This is a genomic window from Cellulomonas sp. ES6 (genome assembly GCF_030053835.1).
Lineage (GTDB): Bacteria > Actinomycetota > Actinomycetes > Actinomycetales > Cellulomonadaceae > Cellulomonas.
The window spans coordinates 841,921-861,682 of the sequence record NZ_CP125655.1 but is presented as its reverse complement, the minus strand read 5'-3'; the positions used below and the strand labels follow the sequence as shown (position 1 = coordinate 861,682).

The following is a 19,762-nucleotide window of genomic DNA, read 5'->3' as shown; positions in this document are numbered from 1 at the left end:
GTCCTGTCTGGAGGGCGGGACCGCCGGCGGCGGGCGATCCGCGACGGACAGGGCGGCAGGCCGACGGCCTGCACGATGGGGTGGCTAACGGGACTTGAACCCGCGACCCCCTGGACCACAACCAGGTGCTCTACCTACTGAGCTATAGCCACCATGCGGCCCCGGTTTCGCAGGGCCGACGAGAAGTGTACCGGTTCCCGCGGGGTCCTCAGGACGAGGACGTCGAGGCGCGGTGAGCGGCGGCCACGGAGGTCGCCTCGATGCGGGCGGCGACGGCCTTGGCGGCCTTCGAGTCGGGCCCCGGCTGCGGCACGAGCAGCGCCTCCCGGTAGTAGCGCAGCTCGTCCACGGACTCGAGGATGTCGGCCAGCGCCCGGTGCCCGCCGTGCTTCTGCGGCGAGGCGAAGTACACGCGCGGGTACCAGCGGCGGGCGAGCTCCTTGATCGACGACACGTCGACGACCCGGTAGTGCAGGTGCGCCACGAGCTCCGGCATGTCGCGGTCGAGGAACACCTTGTCGGTGCCGACGGAGTTGCCGGCCAACGGGGCCTTGCCCGGCTCCGGCACCCACTCGCGCACGTACGCGAGCACCTGCTCCTGCGCGTCCGCGAGGGTGGTGCCGGTCGCGAGCGCGTCCAGCAGGCCGGAGGTCGTGTGCATCGTCCGGACGAAGTCGCCCATCTGCGCGAGCGCCTCCGGCGGCGGGGCGATGACCACGTCGACGCCCTCGCCGAGGACGTTGAGCTCGGAGTCCGTGACGACCGCGGCGACCTCGACGAGCGCGTCCGCCACGGAGTCGAGCCCGGTCATCTCGCAGTCGATCCACACGATGCGGTCGGCGCTGCCGTTGCCGTTGCTGAGGGTGCTCACCCGCCCAGGGTACGGGCGGGCCCGCCGGACGGAGGTCCGGCGGGCCCGCCTGTCGTGGTCAGCGCGCCGCCGCGGGGCGACGCAGGAGGTGGCGGGACCGCCGTTCCGGCGGGCGACCGCGGGTCTCGGCGACCCGTCTGGACTCCCGGGCGGCGAGCAGCCGCTCGGAGTGCAGCAGGGAGGCCTCCAGGCGCGCCTGGTGGTCGGCCCGGACGAGCTCGAAGGTGAGGGTGGGGTGCATGGTGGTGGTCCTGTCGTGCTGCTGGGAGGGGCCTGGCCGGGCCCCGGGACTCACCGCGGTGACCACTACGGTTCCACCGCTGCACCCCACGGGTCACGCTGTTTTTCCGCCCCGCGCACCCGTTCCCGCGACCACCGTGCGCTCCAGGAACGCGGCGACGTCGGCGAGCCCGTCGCGGCCGATGCCGTGCCCGAGACCCGGGTACGTGTGGTGCTCGGCAGCGGTGTGCCGCGCGAGCCACGCCGCGGTGCGCGCGGTGGCGTCGGCGGGGATGACGGTGTCCGCGTCGCCGTGGCCGAACAGCACCGGGACGCGCAGCCCCGCGAGCTCGGCGTCGCCGGGCTCCTCGGTGTCGAGCGCGAACCCGGACAGCACCACGGCGGCCGTGATGCGCCCGGGGCGCGCCCGCAGGACCTGCGTCGCGAGCAGCCCGCCCTGGGAGAACCCGAGCAGTGCGAGCGGGCGGGCGGGGTCGACGGCCCCGTCCAGCCAGGTCAGCAGGGCGTCGGCCGCGTCGCGCACGGCTGCGGGGTCGGGCCGTCCGGGTGTCGCGAGCGGCGCCCAGGCGTAGCCCGGCCCCCCGCGCAGCGGGCCGCGCGGCGCGACGAGGGCGAGCTCCCGCGGCAGGGACGGGGCGAGGCCCAGCAGGTCGCCCTCGTGCGACCCGTACCCGTGCAGCAGCACGAGCACGGGCGCACCGGGTGCCGTGGCGCCGGCGGTCCGGACCGGGCCCGGGTCGACGCGCAGCGGCACGCTCAGCGCTCCAGGGCGAAGCCGGTGGTCCACGAGGTCTGCTCGCAGGCGGCGAGCGTGAGCTGCAGGAAGCCGAGCGCCTCGAGCTCGTGCGCGCGGCGCAGCGGACCGGCGTCGACGGCGCGCAGGCCGCCGCCCTCGACCACGCCGGCGAGCGCGGCCTTGGCGTCGGCGTCGTCCCCGGCGATCAGCACGGTGGTCGGCACCTGCCCGACGGTGCCGCCGGCGAGCGTCGCGGCGAAGTTCGTGTTGAAGGCCTTGAGCACGCGGGCCTGCGGGAGGCGCGCGGCGAGCTCGGCGGTGGCGGAGGACCCGGCCGGGACCACGAGGGAGTCGAAGGTGGCGAAGTCGACGGGGTTGGTGGTCTCCACGACGACCTTGCCCGCGAACCCGTCCGGGTACCGGTCCGCGACCTCGGCGAGCGCGGGGTAGGGCAGCGCCAGCACGACGACGTCGCCGGTGACGGGGTCGCCGACGGTGCCGGGGGTGACGGCGGGGTCGACCGCGGCGGCCTTGGCCGCGTCCCGGGCGAGCACCTGGACCGGTGCGCCCGCCTTCAGGGCGGTGCGCGCGACGGCGCTGCCGATGTTGCCCGCACCGATGATCGTGACGCTGGTCATGTCCTGCTCCTCGTGCTCGTTGTTGTAGCGACAATCGTCACCGTACGCGGACTAGATTGAAGCGTCAACCATTGCGTAGGATGCCGCCATGACCGACGACACGCGCTGGCTGAGCACCGGCGAGCTGCAGGCGTGGATGCGCCTGGAGGCCGTGGCCGAGCTGCTGCCCGCCGCGCTCGACCACCAGCTCCAGCGGGACGCCGACCTGACGCACTTCGACTACCTGGTGCTCGCCAAGCTGTCCGAGGCGCCCGACCGGACGCTGCGCATGACGGCGCTCGCCTCCAGCACCAACGCCACGCTGCCGCGGCTCTCGCACGTCGCCGCCAGGCTCGAGGCCCGCGGGTACCTCCGCCGCACGCGCAGCGCGACCGACCGCCGTGCCACGCTCGCCACGCTCACCGAGGAGGGCTGGGCGAAGGTCGTCGCGACGGCTCCCACGCACGTCGCCGAGGTGCGCCGGCTCGTGGTCGACCGGCTCACCGCCGAGCAGATCGAGCAGCTCGACGCCATCGCGCTCGCCGTGCTCGGCGCCCTCGACCCGGACAACCGCCTGCAGGCCCGGACCCCGGTGGCCGACCCGACCGACGGGTGCGGGAACGCCGCCGTCGCCTCCTGAGGCCCGTCAGGCCGCGTCGCCGGCGGCGCGACGCGCGCGGCGGGTCCGCCAGCGGTGCCAGACGCGCAGCACCAGCGCCTTGAACCGGTCCGTCAGGCGCCGCACGGCCGGGAACTCCGTCCCCAGGATCCCCAGGCCGAGGAAGATCACGAGCCAGCCCGGTCCCGGCAGCACGAGCAGGGCGATGCCCACCGCCACCACGGCGCCGCCCACCAGCGTGACCAGCACCTTGTAGGTCAGCCGCAGCCACGGCGAACCGTCCAGCCGGGCGCGCGCCCGGGCGAGCAGGCGGTGCGCACGGCCGTCCGTGCGCTCCCCGGCGGCGATCTCCGCGGCCAGGCCGTCGTCCGTCATGCGGGCTCCAGGGTGTCGGGGGTCCTCGGAGAGTAGACGCACCGCGACGCCCCGGTGTTCCCGGCGGGGTCCTACCTGCGCTGCAACGGTGCTGCAACGGTGCGCGGCCTACCGTCGCGCCACGGCGCACCGCAACGACGCGGTGCCCCCGGCCCCGGCCGCACCCCGGCCCGGCCGGACACCTGCACGGAGGGCGCACATGACCGTCTACGCAGCACCGGGCCAGCCCGGCAGCCCCGCCACCTACCGCGAGCGCTACGACCACTGGATCGGCGGGGAGTTCGTCGCCCCGGCGTCCGGACGCTACTTCGAGAACCCGACGCCGGTGACCGGCCGGACGTTCACCGAGGTGGCCCGCGGGGACGCCGCCGACATCGAGCGCGCGCTGGACGCCGCGCACGGCGCCGCCCGCTCCTGGGGCCGGACCACGGCGACGGAGCGCGCGGTGATCCTCAACAAGATCGCCGACCGCATGGAGGCGAACCTCGAGATGCTCGCGGTCGCCGAGTCGTGGGAGAACGGCAAGCCGGTCCGCGAGACCCTGGCCGCGGACCTGCCGCTGGCCGTCGACCACTTCCGGTACTTCGCCGGCGCCGTACGCGCGCAGGAGGGGTCCATCTCGGAGATCGACGCGGACACCATCGCGTACCACTTCCACGAGCCGCTCGGGGTGGTCGGGCAGATCATCCCGTGGAACTTCCCGCTGCTCATGGCGACGTGGAAGCTCGCCCCGGCGCTCGCGGCCGGCAACACGGTGGTGATGAAGCCCGCCGAGCAGACGCCCACGTCGATCCTCATGCTCATGGAGCTCATCGCCGACCTGCTCCCGCCGGGCGTCGTCAACGTGGTCAACGGGTTCGGCGTCGAGGCCGGCAAGCCGCTCGCGTCCAGCCCCCGCATCCGCAAGATCGCGTTCACCGGCGAGACCACGACCGGGCGGCTGATCATGCAGTACGCCAGCCAGAACATCATCCCGGTGACCCTCGAGCTGGGCGGCAAGAGCCCGAACATCTTCTTCGAGGACGTCGCCCGCGCGAAGGACGACTACTACGACAAGGCGCTCGAGGGCTTCACGATGTTCGCCCTCAACCAGGGGGAGGTCTGCACCTGCCCGTCGCGGGCCCTCATCCAGGAGTCGATCTACGACGGGTTCCTCGCCGACGCCATCGCCCGCACCGAGGCCGTCAAGCAGGGCAACCCGCTGGACACCGAGACGATGATCGGCGCGCAGGCCTCCCACGACCAGCTCGAGAAGATCCTGTCGTACATCGACATCGGCCAGGCCGAGGGGGCCAAGGTGCTCACCGGCGGCACCCGCGCGGAGCTCGACGGCGACCTGGCGGCCGGCTACTACGTCACCCCGACGATCTTCGAGGGCAAGAACTCGATGCGGATCTTCCAGGAGGAGATCTTCGGGCCGGTCGTCGCCGTCACGTCGTTCTCCGACTACTCGGACGCGATCCACACGGCCAACGACACGCTGTACGGGCTCGGCGCGGGCGTCTGGTCCCGTGACGGGTCGATCGCCTACCGGGCGGGCCGGGACATCGAGGCGGGCCGCGTGTGGACGAACTGCTACCACGCGTACCCCGCGGCCGCGGCGTTCGGCGGCTACAAGGGCTCCGGCGTCGGCCGCGAGAACCACAAGATGATGCTCGACCACTACCAGCAGACCAAGAACCTGCTGGTGTCCTACTCCGGGCAGAAGCTCGGGTTCTTCTGATCGGCACCCCGCGCGCGGCCCCGCCCCAGCCCGGCGGGGCCGCGCGCGGGCGGGACGGAGGCACGTGGACGACGACGAGACGCCCGGCCGGGTCGCGCTGACCCCGGCGGCGGCTGACCTGCTGCGCCGGCTGCACGACCAGCACGGCGACCTGATGTTCCACCAGTCCGGGGGCTGCTGCGACGGCTCCTCGCCGATGTGCTACCCCGCGGGCGAGCTCCTCACCGGCGACGCGGACGTGCACCTGGGCGACCTGCGCGTGGACGGCTTCACGGTGCCGGTGTGGATGAGCCGGGCGCAGTTCGCGTACTGGCGCCACACGCACCTGACGATCGACGTGGTGACCGGGCGCGGCGCCGGCTTCTCGCTGGAGGCGCCCGAGGGCGTCCGGTTCCTCATCCGGTCCCGGCTGCTCACCGACGAGGAGTGGCGCGCGACGTCGGCGGGCGAGGAGCCGCCGGAGCTGCTCGTGCGCGGGCCGGGGCGCACGGGCACGGCGCCGGCGGCGGCAGGGAGCTGACCGTCCGCACCGCGGCCCCGGGCGCGGGTCCGGGTGCGCCACGTGCCCGCCCGCGGCGTTCACCCGGCGCCGGCGGTGCCCGGCTCTGGCGCGCCGGGGCCGGCCGGGTCAGACTGGCGGCGCGACGACGACGTCGAGGGGGTGGGCCGTGCGGACCGACGAGCCGGCGGCGCTCGCGCGCACCCGCGTCGCCCACGAGCGGTTCCTGCACACCGGGGTGCGCGCCGACGGCGTCCGCCCGCTCGTCGCCGACTCGTGGCTGCGGAGCCTGCGCAGCGGCGTGGACCCCGAGCGGCCCGCGCCGCCGGTCACGCTCTCGGACGCCGACCTGCGGGCGTACCGCGACGAGCACCCGCTGCGCCACGCCCTGCCCCTGGTGCGGGGCCTGCTGCTCGACGCGGCCGTCGAGGAGGGGTTCGTGGTCGCGCTCACCGACGCCGACGGCCGCCTGCTGTGGGTCGCGGGCGACGCGCGGGTCCGGCGGGCGGTCGAGGAGGTCGGGTTCGTCGAGGGCGCCGCCTGGGACGAGCGGCACGCCGGGACGAACGCCCCCGGCACCGCGCTGGCGACCGGCCACGACGTGCAGGTGCGCGCCGCCGAGCACTTCACGCGGGCCGTCCAGCCGTGGAGCTGCACCGCCGCGGTGCTGACCGGACCGGACGGGCGGGTGCTCGGCGCGCTCGACGTCACCGGCCGCGAGCAGGCCGCGTCGGTGCTCATGGGCTCCCTCGTCCGCGCGACCGCCGTCGCGGTGGAGGCGGACCTCCGGGCGCGCAGCCTCGCGCGCACCCGCCCCGTCACCGCAGGACGGACGCGGCTCGAGGTGCTGCGCCCCGGGTCGGGCGTGCTCGTCGGGCCCGGCGGCGCCCCGCGCACGCTGTCCCTGCGGCACGCCGAGCTGCTGCTCCTGCTCGGCGAGCACCCGCAGGGCCTGCACGCCGACGAGCTCGCGGTGCTGCTGCACCCCGACGCGATGTCCGACGTGGCCGTCCGCGCGGAGGTCTCGCGGCTGCGGCGCGTCGCGGGGTCGCTGGTGGCGCACTCCCGGCCGTACCGCCTCGCCGCGCCGCTCGACTCCGACGTCGCGACCGTGCGGGAGGCGCTCGCGTCCGGTCGCGTGCGGCAGGCGCTCGACCAGTACCCCGGGCCGGTGCTGCCCCGGTCCCGGGCGCCGGGGGTCGAGCGGGTGCGCGACGCGCTCGCGGCCGACGTCCGCGGCGCCGTGCTCGGCGGCGACGACCCCGTCGCCCTCGAGGCGTGGCTCGACCGCGACGACGGGGCGGACGACTGGCAGGGCTGGGAGCGGCTGGTCGCGTGCACCCGGCCGGGCACCGCGGTGCACGCCCGCGCGCTGTCGCGGCTGGACCTGCTGGTGCGGCGGCTCGGGGTGGGGCCGGCACCGTACCCGTGGCGGTGACGGGCGCGGTGCGTCGGCCGACGGGTGGTGCGTCAGCCGCCGGGGCCGTCGGTGCCGGGGTCGGGGGCGGGGCTCGTGCCGCCCGCGTCGTCCGTGCCGCCGGTGCCGCCCGTGCCGCCCGTGCGGGTCTGCGCCTCGACGTACGCCCGCAGCACCTCGTGCGGGATGCGCCCCGTGGCCGTGACGGCCATGCCCTGACGCGCCGCCCACGTGCGGATCACGGACGCCTCCCGCAGCGGCGCCGCCGCGCGGGGCCGACGGGTGGTCCGTCCTGCCTCGAGGAACGGCGCCACGGCCGCGGCGAGCCGGGTGGCGTTCGCGGGGGACAGGTCGAGCTCGACGACGTGCCCGTCGAGCGCCAGCACGTGGCTCGACGTCGCCGGGGACCCGTCCAGGTCGTCGACGAGCGCGACCTGCGTGCGTCGTGCCACGTCCGCCCCCCGGGTCCGCCGTGCCACCGGCGCACGGATCGGCACGACGCTAGGGCCGCGGCCGCACGGCCAGGGGCGGCCGGCGCGCAGGACAGGGGCGGGGCGGGGCGGTTCTGAGTACCGCGCGGGCGCAGTCGGGGGTGCCGGAGCACGGGATCGAGGCGCGCGGGCGTGGTCGGGGGTGCCGGAGCACGGGATCGAGCACCGCGCGGCGCACCAGCGTGCTGCGCGGTTCCCCCGGATTCCTGCTCCGGCCGGGCGATCTGGTGCCGTAGGATCCGTCCGCCGGTCGGGCCCCGCCCGCCGCCGGATCCCCATCGTGCCCCGCATCCCAGGCAGGTCGGTCGTGACAGTGCTCGAGCAGACGGGGCAGCACCCGGACGCGTCCTCAGCCCCCCGCCCGGGAGTGCGCGCCCTGGCCCGGTCGCTGCCGAGGACCGTCGGGCTGGTCACGGCGGTGTGGGTCGCGGTGCTGCTGGCGTGGACCGTCGTCCTGCCGGCGTTCCGCTCGGCCGACGAGGCGAGCCACATCGGTGCCGCGATGTCGTGGGAGCACACCCACGAGTGGCCGGGGTTCAAGAAGCTCTACGCGTGGCGGCAGATCAACCCCGCCCTCGGGCCGGCGCAGTGGCGCGGGTACCCGCAGCTCGACGGCGCGACCGCGAGCCTGCGGGACGAGCGGCCGTCGTTCGACGAGCTCGGGCCGGCGCAGTCGTCGTCGTGGATCAACAACCTCGGTCAGCACCCGCCGGGCTACTACATGGTCATCGGCGTGGCGACCGGCGTGCTGCCCGACTCGACACCGTACGACCTCGAGGCGTGGGTCCTGCGCCTGCTGAACGTGCTCATGATGGCGCCGCTGCCGTTCGTCCTGGCCCTGGCCGCGCGCGCGCTCACCGACCAGCGAGCCGTCGTCCTGACGGCCTCGCTCATGCCGCTCGCGATCCCGCAGCTCGCGGCGCTCGGCGCCGCCGTCAACAACGACAACCTGCTGACCATCGCGTGCGCGGTCGTCACCCTCGGCGCGGTGCTGGTGGCGCGGGGGGACCTGCGCGCGCGCACCGGCGTCTGGACCGGCCTCGCCCTGGCCGTCGGGCTCCTCACCAAGGCCTGGGCGCTGCTGTTCGTCCCCGTGGTCGTGCTCGCCTACGTCGTCGCGCTGGTCCGCACGCGCGACCTGCGTCGCAGCCTCACCGGCCTCGTCGCGGCCGGGGCCGCCGCGGGCCTGGGCGGCTGGTGGTGGATCGCGAGCCTGCTGCGGTACGGCACCCTGCAGCCCGCCGGGCACGTCGACCACCTGCCCGTGCCCCTGGAGGCCGCCGACGCCTGGCGGACCTACGTGCACGACGCGACCGTCCTGGTGGTGTCGCGGTTCTGGGCGGCGCTGTCGATCCGCACCCCTCCCGACGTCCCGGCCGCCGACCCGAGCGCGCAGCCGTACCCGCTGTGGCTCACCGGGGGGCTCAGCGTCCTGGCGCTCCTGCTCGCGGCCGTCGTCCTCGTCCGGCGCCGCACGTTCGGGGCGGGACGCGCGGACGGCCTGCTGCTCGTCACGCCGTTCGTGCTCAACGTCGCCGTCCTGGTGGAGTCCACCTGGGGCCTGTACCTCGCGACCGGCGTGCCGCGCGGACTGCAGGGCCGCTACCTGTTCACCAGCGTCGCCGGGCTGGCCGTCGCGGCTGCCCTCGGTCTCGGCGTCCTGGTGCGGGGGCGGGCGCGGCGCTGGCTCCCGCTCGCCGTCGGCGCCGGCGCGCTCGCCTTCACGGCCTCGGCGATGCTCAAGGCGCTCGAGTTCCACTGGGCGGGTGACTCGCTGCTCGACAGGATCGCGTCCCTCGGCGCGTGGTCGCCGCTGGTCGCCCCGGTCACCGGGGCGATCCTCGTCGCCGTGCCCGTGTGCTCGATCGCGCTGCTCGTCGCGCTCGCCCGGCCCGGGCGCACCGACACCGGCGACGTGGTCTCCGGCGGTCCGCGGCACGCCGCGTAGCCGGGTCCGGGACGGGACCGCGCGTGCCCCCAGCAGGACTCGAACCTGCAACCGACGGATTAGAAGGCCGTTGCTCTATCCATTGAGCTATGGAGGCGGGGGACGGCCCGCCGGCGGGCGTCCGTCCGGCGCACCAGCCTACGCGCCCCGGGCCCGCCGCCCCGGGGCCGTCTGCCCCACGGAATCGCAGGTCGCGCGGCGCGGGGGTTTGGTCGGTGCCCGGTCACGGGCGAGGATGTGCCCGTGCACGCAGAGGAGGGGAGCTCGGCCGCGGGGGACGTCCTCGACCGGCCGCTCGCCGCCACGTCGCTGCTCGACGCGGTGACCGACCTCCTGCGGGACACGCGGGCGACGGCGTTCCCGCTGGACGTGCCGGGCGCGGAGCAGGCGTGGGCGTCCCGCACCCGGCTCGTGGACCAGCTCGCCGACCACCTCGTGCCGCGGCTCCGCCAGCTGTCGGCGCCGGCCGTCGTCGTCGTGGCGGGGTCCACCGGCGCGGGCAAGTCGACGCTGGTCAACTCGCTGGTGGGGTCGGAGGTGAGCGCCGCGGGCGTGCTGCGGCCGACCACGCGGCGGCCCGTGCTGGTGCACCACCCCGACGACGCCGAGCTGGTGCGCGAGCACCCGGTGACCGACGCGGTCGACGTCGTGGCCTCCGAGCAGGTGCCGCGGGGCATCGCCCTGATGGACGCCCCGGACCTCGACTCGGTGCTGGAGAGCAACCGCCGGTCCGCCCAGCGGCTCCTGGAGGCCGCTGACCTGTGGCTGTTCGTCACGACGGCTGCGCGGTACGGCGACGCGCTCCCGTGGCGGGTGCTCGGCGAGGCGACCGCACGCGGGGCGTCCGTGGCCATGGTGCTGAACCGGGTCGACCCCGCGTCGCTGCCGACCGTGCGGGGCGACCTGCTGGAGCGGCTCCGGACGCACGGGATGCAGGGCTCGCCGCTGTTCGTGGTGCCGGACGTCGGCCCGCACGAGGGCCTGCTCGAGCCGGCGCGTGTGGCGCCCGTGAAGCGGTGGCTGGCGATGCTCGCCGGACCCGACCGGGCGCGGACCGTCGTCGCCCGCACGCTGCGCGGCTCGCTCGCGGCGCTGCGCCCCTGGGTCGACGAGCTCGCCGACGCGGTCGAGCGGCAGGCCGAGGCCGCCACCGCGATCCGGACGGCGCTGGACGACGCGGTGCGCGGACCCGCGGAGGAGGCCCGGCGCACGGTCACCAGCGGGGCGGTCGCCCAGGGCAGCGCCCAGGCGCGCTGGGTGGAGCTGACGGCGCCGGGCGCGCCGCTGGCGGACGCCGTGCGTGCCTCGGGCCGGGTCGACCGGTCGCGGCGCGCCGGGAAGGACCGCGCGACCGCCGTGCTGCCGCTCGTGCAGGACCTGGTCTCGTCGGCGTCCGCGACGCTCGCCGCGGTCGGCGCGGCGGCGGAGCGGACCCTGCGCGACGCGCTGGCGACCGGCCCTGACGGGGCACCGTCGGCCGCGCGGGCGTGGTCGTCGGCCGACCGGGCCGCGGACCGGCCGCGCGAGGTCGAGCGTGCCGCCCGGGAGTGGGTCGCGGGAGCCGTCGAGGTGCTGGAGGACGAGCTGGCGCGCGCGCGTCCGGCGCCGGCGGACCGCTCCGGGCGCCGCGCGGCCGCCCGTGCGGACCGGCGTGCGGCCGCCGGTCGGCCCGCGCGCTCGGCGACGAGGGCCTGGCTGCGCTGGCGCTCGCCGCGGCCGCGGGGCTCGACGCCGCCGACCGCATGCTCCGCGGTCTGCTCGGTGACCGCGGGGACGCCGCCGTCCGCGTGCTGCGCGACCGCCTGGCCGACCAGGCGGCCGCGCAGGCGCACCGCGAGCGTGACGCGGCCGCGGCCGTGCTGGACCGGCCGGAGCTGCGGCCCGACGCGGCGTCGCTGCTGCGCCTGCGCCTCGCCGTCGTCAAGGGGCTGACATGAGCGGCACGACCCCACCGCCGGACGGTGCCGCCATCCCGCCGGCGCCCGCCGCAGGCACCGAGACGGCGGCACTGAGCCGACGTCTCGCGCAGCTCGACGAGGCGCTCGCGGTGGCGGGCGACCGCGTCGACGCGCGGACGGCGTCCCGGGCGCGCGTCATCGGCGACCAGGTGCGCGCGCGGCTCGCGCTCGGGGTCGACCACACGGTCGTCGCGCTGCTCGGGGGGACGGGGTCCGGCAAGTCCAGCCTGTTCAACGCGATCTGCGGGCTGGACTTCGCGGAGGTGGGGGTCCGCCGGCCGACGACGGCGGAGGCTGCCGCCTGCGTCTGGGGCGCGGGCGGCGATGCGCTGCTCGACTGGCTGGAGGTCGAGGCCGACCGGCGCATCGAGCGCGAGAGCGCCCTGGACGGCGAGACCGAGGCGCCGCTGCGCGGCCTGGTGCTGCTCGACCTGCCCGACCACGACTCGATCGAGCCCGCCCACCGCGCGGCGGTCGACCGGCTGCTGCCGATGGCGGACCTCCTGGTGTGGGTGGTCGACCCGCAGAAGTACGCCGACGACGCGCTGCACTCCGGGTACCTGCGACGCCTCGTCGGCCACGAGGGCGCGATGGTCGTCGTGCTGAACCAGGTCGACACCGTCCCCGCGGACCAGCGTGAGTCGCTGGTGCGCGACCTGCGTCGGCTGCTCGTCGAGGACGGGCTCACCGACGTGACGGTGCGGACCGCGTCCGCCCGCACGGGGGAGGGCGTCGCGGAGATGCGGGACACGCTCGCCGACGTGGTCTCCCGCCAGAGCCTCGCGGCGCGCCGCGGGTCCGCCGAGGTCGCGGACGCGGCGCGGCTGGTCTCCGCCGAGGTCGCGCCGGGCGAGCCGTCGGAGGAGGACCTGGACGTCACCCCGGTGGCCGTGACGCTCGCGCAGGCCGCCGGCCTGCCCGCCATCGCGGACGCGGTCGCGGCCGTGGTGCGCGGCAGCGAGGACCCGGTGCCGGCGTTCGTCGCGGTGCAGCCGGGTACCGTCTCGCTGGCCCGCGCCCAGTGGGCCGATGCCGTGACCGCCCGGCTCCCGCGACGGTGGGCGGACGCGGTGCGGACGAGCGTGGCCGGCACCGACGAGATCCGGGCGGCCGCGGACGACGCGCTGTCCCGCGTGGCGGTCGTCGCGCGCCGGTCCGCGCGTGCGGCGGTGCTGTCCGTGCTGACGTTCGTGCTGGCGGTGTCGGCGGTCGCGTCGGCCGCCGTCGGCGTCGGCCTGGCACTGGGCTCCGGCGGGGTGGACGACGCGCTGCGGCCGGCCTGGCCGGCTGCGGCGGCGCTCGCCCTGCTCGCGGTGCTGTGCGGCGTCCTGGCCGTGCGGGCGCGCCGGTCGGCGGCCCTGCGTCGGGCCGAGGCGGTGCGCCGGGACGGCCGGACGGCGCTCGAGGCCGTGGCCCGGCGCTGCCTCGCCGACCCGACGCGGGCGGTGCTGGCGGACCACCGGCGGGTGCGGGAGCTGCTCGCGGGGGCGCGCGGCAGCTGATCTGCGTGCCGGGCCCGACGCGGACCGGCTCGCCACCTGCGGCCGCCGAGTCCTCCACAGCGCGTGTCGGCGGACCGGGTCCCCAGGCGACGGGTCGGAGGCCGGCGGCGGGGGAGCGCCCCGCGGGACGGTGCGTCCACGGCCGGCCCGACAGGTGCGCCGGCCACGGACGAGGAGGACGCATGGCGGTCAACGAGCTCAGCCTGACGGTGGTCGGCTGGGTGGGCAACGAGCCCACCCTCTACCTCGGCGAGGACGGGCAGGTGCCCTTCACGAAGTTCCGGCTCGGCAGCACGCCGCGGCTGTACGACCGGGAGCAGGACGCGTACGTGGACGCCGCGACGAGCTGGTTCACGGTCAAGGCGTTCCGCCACCTCGCCCAGAACGTCGCGGCGAGCATCCGGCGCGGGGACCCGGTGGTCGTGACCGGGCGGGTGCGGCTCGTCGACTGGGTCGCCCCCGATGGGCACACGCGCACGACGGCCGAGCTCACGGCGGACACCGTCGGGCACGACCTCACGCGGGGGACGACCCGGTTCGCGCGCACGGTGCACGAGCAGCGCGGCGGGCCCGGCGACGCGGCGGGCGGGGCCGCCGACCGGACCGACGGGGAGCACGCCGGGGCCGCAGCCCGGGGCGCCGGGCCCGTGGACGTGAGCGGTGCCGTCGTGCTGGACGACGAGACCGCCGACGACCCCCGCGCGGCGCCCGCGCCCGCGTGAGGGTGCGCCCGCGCGCCCGCCGGGTGGGCCGTGGCGGGACGGGCGGGAGGGCGAGAGCGTGCCCGGTCGCCCGGGCGGTGTCCCGGGCACGCCGATCGCCTAGGCTGGGTGACCGCGACGTCGCCCGGCCCCAGCCCGTCCGCCCACCCGGCGGACCCGACGCGCACCCCGATCACCGACGAGCACCGAGGCGGACGAGAAGCCAGTGGCTGAGTTCATCTACAGCATGTACAAGGCGCGCAAGGCGCACGGCGACAAGGTCATCCTCGACGACGTCTCGCTGAACTTCCTGCCCGGCGCCAAGATCGGCGTCGTCGGGCCGAACGGCGCGGGCAAGTCGACGATCCTCAAGATCATGGCCGGTCTCGACCAGCCGTCGAACGGGGAGGCGCGGCTCAGCCCCGGCTACACGGTCGGCATCCTGCAGCAGGAGCCGCCGCTCAACGACGAGAAGACCGTGCTCGGCAACGTCGAGGAGGGCGTCGCCGAGATCAAGGGCAAGATCGACCGGTTCAACGAGATCTCCGCCCTGATGGCCGAGCCCGACGCGGACTTCGACGCGCTGCTCGCCGAGATGGGCCAGCTCCAGGAGGCGATCGACGCCGCCGACGCGTGGGACCTCGACGCCCAGCTCGAGCAGGCCATGGACGCGCTGCGCTGCCCGCCGCCGGACGCGGACGTCAAGGTGCTGTCCGGCGGTGAGCGCCGCCGCGTCGCCCTGTGCAAGCTCCTGCTCGAGAAGCCCGACCTGCTGCTGCTGGACGAGCCGACGAACCACCTGGACGCCGAGAGCGTGCTGTGGCTCGAGCAGCACCTCGCGTCCTACCCGGGCGCCGTGCTCGCGGTCACCCACGACCGGTACTTCCTCGACCACGTCGCCGAGTGGATCTGCGAGGTCGACCGCGGGCGGCTCTACCCGTACGAGGGCAACTACTCCACCTACCTGGAGAAGAAGCAGGCGCGCCTGGAGGTCCAGGGCAAGAAGGACGCGAAGCTCGCCAAGCGCCTCAAGGACGAGCTCGAGTGGGTCCGGCAGTCCGCGAAGGGCCGCCAGGCGAAGTCCAAGGCCCGTCTGGCTCGCTACGAGGAGATGGCGGCCGAGGCCGACCGCACCCGCAAGCTCGACTTCGAGGAGATCCAGATCCCGCCGGGCCCGCGCCTGGGCAACCTCGTGCTCGAGGCCACCGACCTGCGCAAGGGCTTCGGCGACCGCGTGCTCATCGACGGCCTGTCGTTCACCCTGCCCCGCAACGGCATCGTCGGCGTCATCGGCCCGAACGGCGTCGGCAAGACCACGCTCTTCAAGACGATCGTGGGCCTCGAGCCGCTCGACGGCGGGACGCTCAAGGTCGGCGAGACCGTCTCGGTGTCCTACGTCGACCAGTCGCGCGGCGGCATCGACCCGAAGAAGACGCTCTGGGAGGTCGTGTCCGACGGGCTCGACTTCATCAAGGTCGGCAACGTCGAGATGCCGTCCCGCGCGTACGTCGCGTCCTTCGGGTTCAAGGGCCCGGACCAGCAGAAGCCCGCCGGCGTGCTGTCCGGTGGCGAGCGCAACCGCCTGAACCTCGCGCTCACCCTCAAGCAGGGCGGCAACCTCCTGCTGCTCGACGAGCCGACCAACGACCTCGACGTCGAGACGCTCGGTTCGCTGGAGAACGCCCTGCTCGAGTTCCCGGGCTGCGCCGTCGTGGTCTCCCACGACCGCTGGTTCCTCGACCGCGTCGCGACGCACATCCTCGCGTACGAGGGCACCGAGGAGGACCCGGCGAGCTGGTACTGGTTCGAGGGCAACTTCGCGGCCTACGAGGAGAACAAGGTCAGCCGGCTCGGCGCCGACGCCGCGCGCCCGCACCGCGTGACCTACCGCAAGCTCACGCGGGACTGACCGCAGGGCCCTCCGCGGCCCGGCCCACCCCCCGACGCGCACGCGCCGTCGCCCCACGGGGCGGCGGCGCGTCCGCGTGCATGCGGAGGCGTGCACCGATCCCGTGCACGCCTCCCGTGCACCAGCCGCGCGAGCGACTCCACCCGCCGCCCCGGTGCACGTTCGGAGGCTCCCAACGTGCTCGGAGAGGTGCGCGCGTCATCGAGGTGGTCCGCGGACACCTCCGAGAGCACGCGGGCCCCTCCGAGCACGCTCGGAGCCTCCGAACGGGGACGCTGGGAGTGGCGTGGGAGTGGCGCCGCGCGGGTGTGCGGCGCTGACCGGCGCGGACGCCCGTCGGCGGGCACACTGGCCCCATGGCCGACCTGCCCCAGGACGCCGCCGACCCCGCAGGCGGCGCGCCCGCCCCGGCGCCCCCCGCCGACGACGCGGGCGCGGCTCTCCTCGGGCCCGTCGAGCAGGTGCACCTGCGCCTCCGCGAGCTCGCGCTGCCGCTGGAGGTCCCCGGCGCCGCGCAGGCGCGCGCGGTCCGGGAGGCGGCGGCCCGCCAGGTCGACGACTACCTGCTGCCACGTCTGCGGTCGGCGGCGGCGCCGCTGCTCGTCGTCGTCGGCGGCTCCACCGGCGCGGGCAAGTCGACCCTGGTGAACTCGCTGCTCGGCGCCACCGTGACCGACCCCGGGGTGCTGCGGCCGACGACGCGCGCGCCCGTCCTGGTGCACCACCCGCTGGACGGGGCGTGGTTCTCGGGTGACCGGGTGCTGCCCGGGCTGGCGCGCGTGACCGGGTCGGCGTCGACGGCCCCTGCCGCGGAGCCCCGGGAGAACCGGCCGACGGACCGACCGACGGACCGACCGCCCGCGCCGGCCGTGCGGCTGGTGCCGAGCGAGGCGCTGCCGCGCGGGATGGCGCTGCTCGACGCGCCGGACGTGGACTCCGTGGAGGCGGCGAACCGGGCCCTGGCCGCGCAGCTGCTCGCGGCGGCGGACCTCTGGCTGTTCGTCACCACCGCCGCGCGGTACGCCGACGCGGTGCCGTGGGAGCTGCTGCACGACGCCGCCGCCCGGCACGCCGTGGTCGCGCTCGTCGTCGACCGCGTGGACCCGGGCGCCGAGGCCGCGGTGGCGGACCTGCGCCGGATGCTCGACGAGCACGGGCTGGCGGGCGCGCCGTCGTTCGCGCTGCCGGAGGGGCTCGACGCGGACGGCCTGCTGCCGGAGGCCGCGGTGGGGGAGCTCGCGGCGTGGCTGTCGGACCTCGGCGGCGACGTAGGCGCCCGGCAGGAGGTGGCGCGCGCGACGCGGGACGGGGCGGTCGCGGAGCTCGTGCGCCGCGCCCTGGCGCTGGCGGACGCCGCGGACGCCCAGGTCGACGCCTCGGCGAGGCTCCGCGAGTCCGTGACCCGCGCGTACGGCGAGGCCGGCCGGCAGGTCGCCGCGGCGACGTCCGACGGCGCCCTGCTGCGCGGGGAGGTGCTGGCCCGCTGGCAGGAGCTCGTCGGCACGGGCGACCTGCTGCGTGCCGTGGAGCGAGGCGTCGGGCGGCTGCGGGACGCGGTGACGGGGTTCCTGCGCGGGCGGCCGGCGCCGGTCCCGCCGGTCGAGCAGGCGATCGCGCACGGGCTGGCGGCCGTTGTGCTCGACGCGGCGGACGGGGCCGCGGAGCGCACCCACGCGGCCTGGCGCGGTGACCCCGCGGGCGAGGCGCTGCTGCCCGACCTCGGGCTGTCGCGGTCGTCGGCGTCGCTGCGGGCCACGGTCGACGCTGAGGTCCGCGCGTGGCAGGGCGACGTGCTCGACCTGGTGCGCGAGCAGGGCGAGCGCCGGCGCGGGGCCGCGCGGGCGCTGTCGTTCGGGCTGAACGCGCTCGGCGTGAGCCTCATGGTGGTGGTGTTCGCGTCCACCGGCGGGCTCACGGGCGTCGAGGTGGGTATCGCGGGCGGTACGGCCCTGGTCGCCCAGCGGCTGCTGGAGGCCGTCTTCGGTGACGACGCGGTGCGCCGGCTCACGGTCGCGGCCCGCGAGCGCCTGGACACGCGGGTGTCGCAGCTGCTGGCGGCGGAGGCGGAGCGGTTCACGGCACAGCTCGACGCGCTGGGTGCGTCCTCCGGCGACGCCCTCCGTGCGGCCGCCCTCGCCCTGCAGGAGGCGGCCCGGCGGCACGTCCCGGGACCACCCGCGCCGGGGGCGGACGACGACGCCGCGCTCACGCGGGGTGCCCGCGCGGCGCCCGCGCCCGGTTCGGGCCGGGTGGAGCTGCGGGGCGCCGCCGCCTGGCGCGCGGTGGCGGCCTCGCCCGGACGCGGCGGGGTCGGGGACGGTGCGCCCACGGGGCACCCCGACGGAGCCGCCGCCGCGCCTTCGCGTCCGGGGTTCTGGCGCCGCCTGCTCGGACGTGGGGGTGCGGGGTGAGCGCGACGCCGGCCGAGCGGGTGGCGGCGCTCGACCGTGCGCTGACGGCGGGTGAGGGCCGGCTGCCGCGCGAGGTGGTCGACGCGGGTCGCGCCGTCGTGGCGCGCGCGGGGGAGCGTGCCGCGCTGTCGGCGGAGCACACGGTGGTGGCGCTCGCCGGGGCGACCGGGTCGGGCAAGTCCTCGCTGCTCAACGCCCTGGCCGGTGAGGAGGTCGCCCGCACGGGCGTGCAGCGGCCGACCACCTCCGAGGCGCTGGCCGTGGTGCGGGGACCGGGTGCGGGCCCGCTGCTCGACTGGCTCGGTGTGCGGCGCCGGCACGAGCTGGCGGGCGGCCGTTCGCGCCGCGGCGCGGGGCTGGTGCTGCTCGACCTGCCGGACCACGACTCAGTGGTGACCGAGCACCGGCTGCGCGCCGAGCACCTCGTCGACCGCGTCGACCTGCTCGTCTGGGTGGTGGACCCGCAGAAGTACGCCGACGCCGTGCTGCACGAGCGCTACCTGCGCCCGCTGGCACGGCACGCCGAGGTCCTGGTGCTGGCGCTCAACCAGGCCGACCGGCTCTCGGCCGCCGAGGTGGACGCCGTGCTCGCCGACCTGCGACGGCTGACGGCGGTGGACGGTCCGGCGGGCGCCCGCGTGCTGGCCGTCTCGGCGCGGACGGGCCTGGGCCTCGACCGCCTCGGTGCGCTGCTCGACGAGGCCGCGGAGCGCCGGGAGGCGGCGACCCGGCGCCTCACCGCGGACGTCGAGGTCGTGGCGCTGCGCGTGCTCGAGGCGTGCGGTGACGAGGCCGGCTCCGCGCGGCAGCGCGTGCTGCCGTCGCGCGGCGCCGCGACGGCATCGGGGAGGGCGGACCGCGCCGTCCCGCCCCCGGAGCTTGTCGCGGCGCTGGCCGACGCCGCCGGTGTGCCGGTCGTCGTCGAGGCGACACGTCGGTCCGCGGTGCGGCGCGCGACCGCGGCGGCCGGCTGGCCGCCGGTGCGGTGGCTCCAGCGCCTGCGCCCCGACCCGCTGCGGCGGCTCCACCTCGGCGCGGGTTCCGTCGGCAGGGGTTCCGCCGGCACGGGTTCCGCCGGCGCGGGTGCCGTCGGGCCGGGAGCCTCGGGTGCTGGTGCTGGTGCTGGTGCTGCCGCTCCCACCGGGCGCACCTCGCTGCCCGCACCCGGCCCCGCCACCCGGGCGGCTGCCGCCACCGCGGTGCGGCGGTCGCTCGACGCCGCGACGGCGGGCGTGCCGGACGCGTGGGCGCTCGCCGTGCGGTCGTCGGTCGGCGACCCGGACCTCGCCGACCCGCTCGACGCCGCGGTCTCGTCGACCCCGCTGCTGCCGGACCGGGTGCCGTGGTGGGCGAGGGCGGCGAACGTGGCGCAGACCGTGCTGCTGACGGCCGCCGCTGCCGGGGCGCTCTGGCTCGGGGTGCTGGCCGTCCTGGCCTACCTGCGGCTGCCCGAGCCCCGCACGCCACAGTGGGGACCGCTGCCCGTGCCCACGGCCCTGCTCGGCGGCGGCCTCCTCGTGGGCATCGTCCTCGCGCTGCTCGCCGGGGCGCTCGCCCGGTTGACCGCCCGACGCCGCGCGCGGGTGGTGCGCGCGCGTCTGCTCGGCGCCGTGGCGGAGGTGGCCCGCGACCGCGTCACCGGGCCTGCGGCGGCGGTGCTGGACGACCTGGACGCGTGCCGCACGCAGGCGCGGGTGGCCGCGGGCCGGTCACGCTGACGCGCACCGCCGCGCGGACACGCCGCG

At 76.8% G+C, this 19,762-nt stretch carries 17 protein-coding genes and 2 tRNA genes; 11 read left to right on the top strand and 8 right to left on the bottom strand.

Annotation, left to right across the window (positions count from 1 at the left end; translation table 11 throughout):
* Positions 1-76 precede the first annotated feature (76 nt).
* From P9841_RS04090 to P9841_RS04070, 5 genes are all read right to left on the bottom strand, one after another.
* Positions 77-152 (bottom strand) — tRNA-His (locus P9841_RS04090).
* A gap of 56 nt (positions 153-208) precedes the next feature.
* The gene (orn, locus tag P9841_RS04085; protein ID WP_283320822.1) at positions 209-871 is read right to left on the bottom strand and encodes an oligoribonuclease; all 663 of its coding nucleotides are present in this window, start codon (positions 869-871) and stop codon (positions 209-211) included.
* Positions 872-929: 58 nt separating this feature from the next.
* A complete protein-coding gene (locus P9841_RS04080; protein ID WP_283320821.1) occupies positions 930-1,112 on the bottom strand; it encodes a hypothetical protein in 183 nt (60 codons plus the stop codon).
* A 93-nt stretch (positions 1,113-1,205) separates the two neighbouring features.
* Complete coding sequence (locus P9841_RS04075) at positions 1,206-1,865, bottom strand: alpha/beta hydrolase (RefSeq protein WP_283320820.1); 660 nt, start codon at positions 1,863-1,865, stop codon at positions 1,206-1,208.
* Positions 1,866-1,867: 2 nt separating this feature from the next.
* On the bottom strand, positions 1,868-2,485 hold the full coding sequence (locus P9841_RS04070; RefSeq protein WP_283320819.1) for an NADPH-dependent F420 reductase: 618 nt from the start codon (positions 2,483-2,485) through the stop codon (positions 1,868-1,870).
* Between the two features lie 88 nt (positions 2,486-2,573).
* Between P9841_RS04070 and P9841_RS04065 the strand changes: the two genes are divergently transcribed.
* Entirely contained in the window at positions 2,574-3,104 is a 531-nt protein-coding gene (locus P9841_RS04065) for a MarR family winged helix-turn-helix transcriptional regulator (RefSeq protein WP_283320818.1), read from the top strand.
* Between the two features lie 6 nt (positions 3,105-3,110).
* Here the strand turns inward: P9841_RS04065 and P9841_RS04060 are convergent, their stop codons facing one another.
* Positions 3,111-3,458, bottom strand: coding sequence for a PGPGW domain-containing protein (locus P9841_RS04060; protein ID WP_283320817.1), 348 nt, complete (start codon positions 3,456-3,458; stop codon positions 3,111-3,113).
* Positions 3,459-3,657: 199 nt separating this feature from the next.
* Between P9841_RS04060 and exaC the strand changes: the two genes are divergently transcribed.
* The 3 genes from exaC (at position 3,658) to P9841_RS04045 (ending at position 7,118) form a co-directional block, all read left to right on the top strand.
* Positions 3,658-5,181 (top strand): acetaldehyde dehydrogenase ExaC, encoded by a 1,524-nt coding sequence (exaC, locus tag P9841_RS04055; RefSeq protein ID WP_283320816.1) that lies wholly within the window; start codon positions 3,658-3,660, stop codon positions 5,179-5,181.
* Between the two features lie 64 nt (positions 5,182-5,245).
* Positions 5,246-5,701 (top strand): DUF779 domain-containing protein, encoded by a 456-nt coding sequence (locus tag P9841_RS04050; RefSeq protein WP_283320815.1) that lies wholly within the window; start codon positions 5,246-5,248, stop codon positions 5,699-5,701.
* Between the two features lie 148 nt (positions 5,702-5,849).
* Positions 5,850-7,118, top strand: a complete 1,269-nt coding sequence (locus P9841_RS04045) for a sigma-54-dependent transcriptional regulator family protein (RefSeq protein WP_283320814.1) — start codon at positions 5,850-5,852, stop codon at positions 7,116-7,118.
* A gap of 32 nt (positions 7,119-7,150) precedes the next feature.
* Here the strand turns inward: P9841_RS04045 and P9841_RS04040 are convergent, their stop codons facing one another.
* The gene (locus tag P9841_RS04040; RefSeq protein ID WP_283320813.1) at positions 7,151-7,549 is read right to left on the bottom strand and encodes a histone-like nucleoid-structuring protein Lsr2; all 399 of its coding nucleotides are present in this window, start codon (positions 7,547-7,549) and stop codon (positions 7,151-7,153) included.
* 346 nt (positions 7,550-7,895) lie between these two features.
* On the opposite strand from P9841_RS04040, the gene P9841_RS04035 reads away from it, so the two are divergent.
* On the top strand, positions 7,896-9,536 hold the full coding sequence (locus P9841_RS04035; protein ID WP_283320812.1) for an ArnT family glycosyltransferase: 1,641 nt from the start codon (positions 7,896-7,898) through the stop codon (positions 9,534-9,536).
* Positions 9,537-9,560: 24 nt separating this feature from the next.
* Here the strand turns inward: P9841_RS04035 and P9841_RS04030 are convergent.
* Positions 9,561-9,633 (bottom strand) — tRNA-Arg (locus P9841_RS04030).
* Between the two features lie 146 nt (positions 9,634-9,779).
* Here P9841_RS04030 and P9841_RS04025 point away from each other — a divergent pair.
* The 6 genes from P9841_RS04025 to P9841_RS04000 all read left to right on the top strand — a co-directional run bounded on the left by P9841_RS04025 (position 9,780) and on the right by P9841_RS04000 (position 19,735).
* The gene (locus tag P9841_RS04025) at positions 9,780-11,468 is read left to right on the top strand and encodes a dynamin family protein (protein ID WP_283320811.1); all 1,689 of its coding nucleotides are present in this window, start codon (positions 9,780-9,782) and stop codon (positions 11,466-11,468) included.
* 1 nt (position 11,469) lies between these two features.
* Positions 11,470-12,996, top strand: a complete 1,527-nt coding sequence (locus P9841_RS04020) for a GTP-binding protein (protein WP_283320810.1) — start codon at positions 11,470-11,472, stop codon at positions 12,994-12,996.
* Between the two features lie 182 nt (positions 12,997-13,178).
* Positions 13,179-13,718, top strand: a complete 540-nt coding sequence (locus P9841_RS04015) for a single-stranded DNA-binding protein (RefSeq protein WP_283320809.1) — start codon at positions 13,179-13,181, stop codon at positions 13,716-13,718.
* Positions 13,719-13,923: 205 nt separating this feature from the next.
* Complete coding sequence (gene ettA, locus P9841_RS04010) at positions 13,924-15,606, top strand: energy-dependent translational throttle protein EttA (protein ID WP_283320808.1); 1,683 nt, start codon at positions 13,924-13,926, stop codon at positions 15,604-15,606.
* A 356-nt stretch (positions 15,607-15,962) separates the two neighbouring features.
* Complete coding sequence (locus P9841_RS04005; protein ID WP_283320807.1) at positions 15,963-18,017, top strand: dynamin family protein; 2,055 nt, start codon at positions 15,963-15,965, stop codon at positions 18,015-18,017.
* Positions 18,014-19,735: a GTPase family protein gene (locus tag P9841_RS04000; protein ID WP_283320806.1), complete on the top strand. Its 1,722-nt coding sequence runs from the start codon at positions 18,014-18,016 to the stop codon at positions 19,733-19,735. Before P9841_RS04005 ends, P9841_RS04000 begins: the two co-directional genes overlap by 4 nt.
* The last annotated feature ends 27 nt before the right edge of the window (positions 19,736-19,762 follow it).

Coding starts and splice junctions, on each gene's coding strand:
- P9841_RS04080 (WP_283320821.1), bottom strand. CDS start 1,112: ATGCACCCCACCCTCACCTTCGAGCTCGTCCGGGCCGACCACCAGGCG.
- P9841_RS04070 (WP_283320819.1), bottom strand. CDS start 2,485: ATGACCAGCGTCACGATCATCGGTGCGGGCAACATCGGCAGCGCCGTC.
- P9841_RS04065 (WP_283320818.1), top strand. CDS start 2,574: ATGACCGACGACACGCGCTGGCTGAGCACCGGCGAGCTGCAGGCGTGG.
- P9841_RS04060 (WP_283320817.1), bottom strand. CDS start 3,458: ATGACGGACGACGGCCTGGCCGCGGAGATCGCCGCCGGGGAGCGCACG.
- exaC (WP_283320816.1), top strand. CDS start 3,658: ATGACCGTCTACGCAGCACCGGGCCAGCCCGGCAGCCCCGCCACCTAC.
- P9841_RS04020 (WP_283320810.1), top strand. CDS start 11,470: ATGAGCGGCACGACCCCACCGCCGGACGGTGCCGCCATCCCGCCGGCG.
- P9841_RS04015 (WP_283320809.1), top strand. CDS start 13,179: ATGGCGGTCAACGAGCTCAGCCTGACGGTGGTCGGCTGGGTGGGCAAC.
- P9841_RS04005 (WP_283320807.1), top strand. CDS start 15,963: ATGGCCGACCTGCCCCAGGACGCCGCCGACCCCGCAGGCGGCGCGCCC.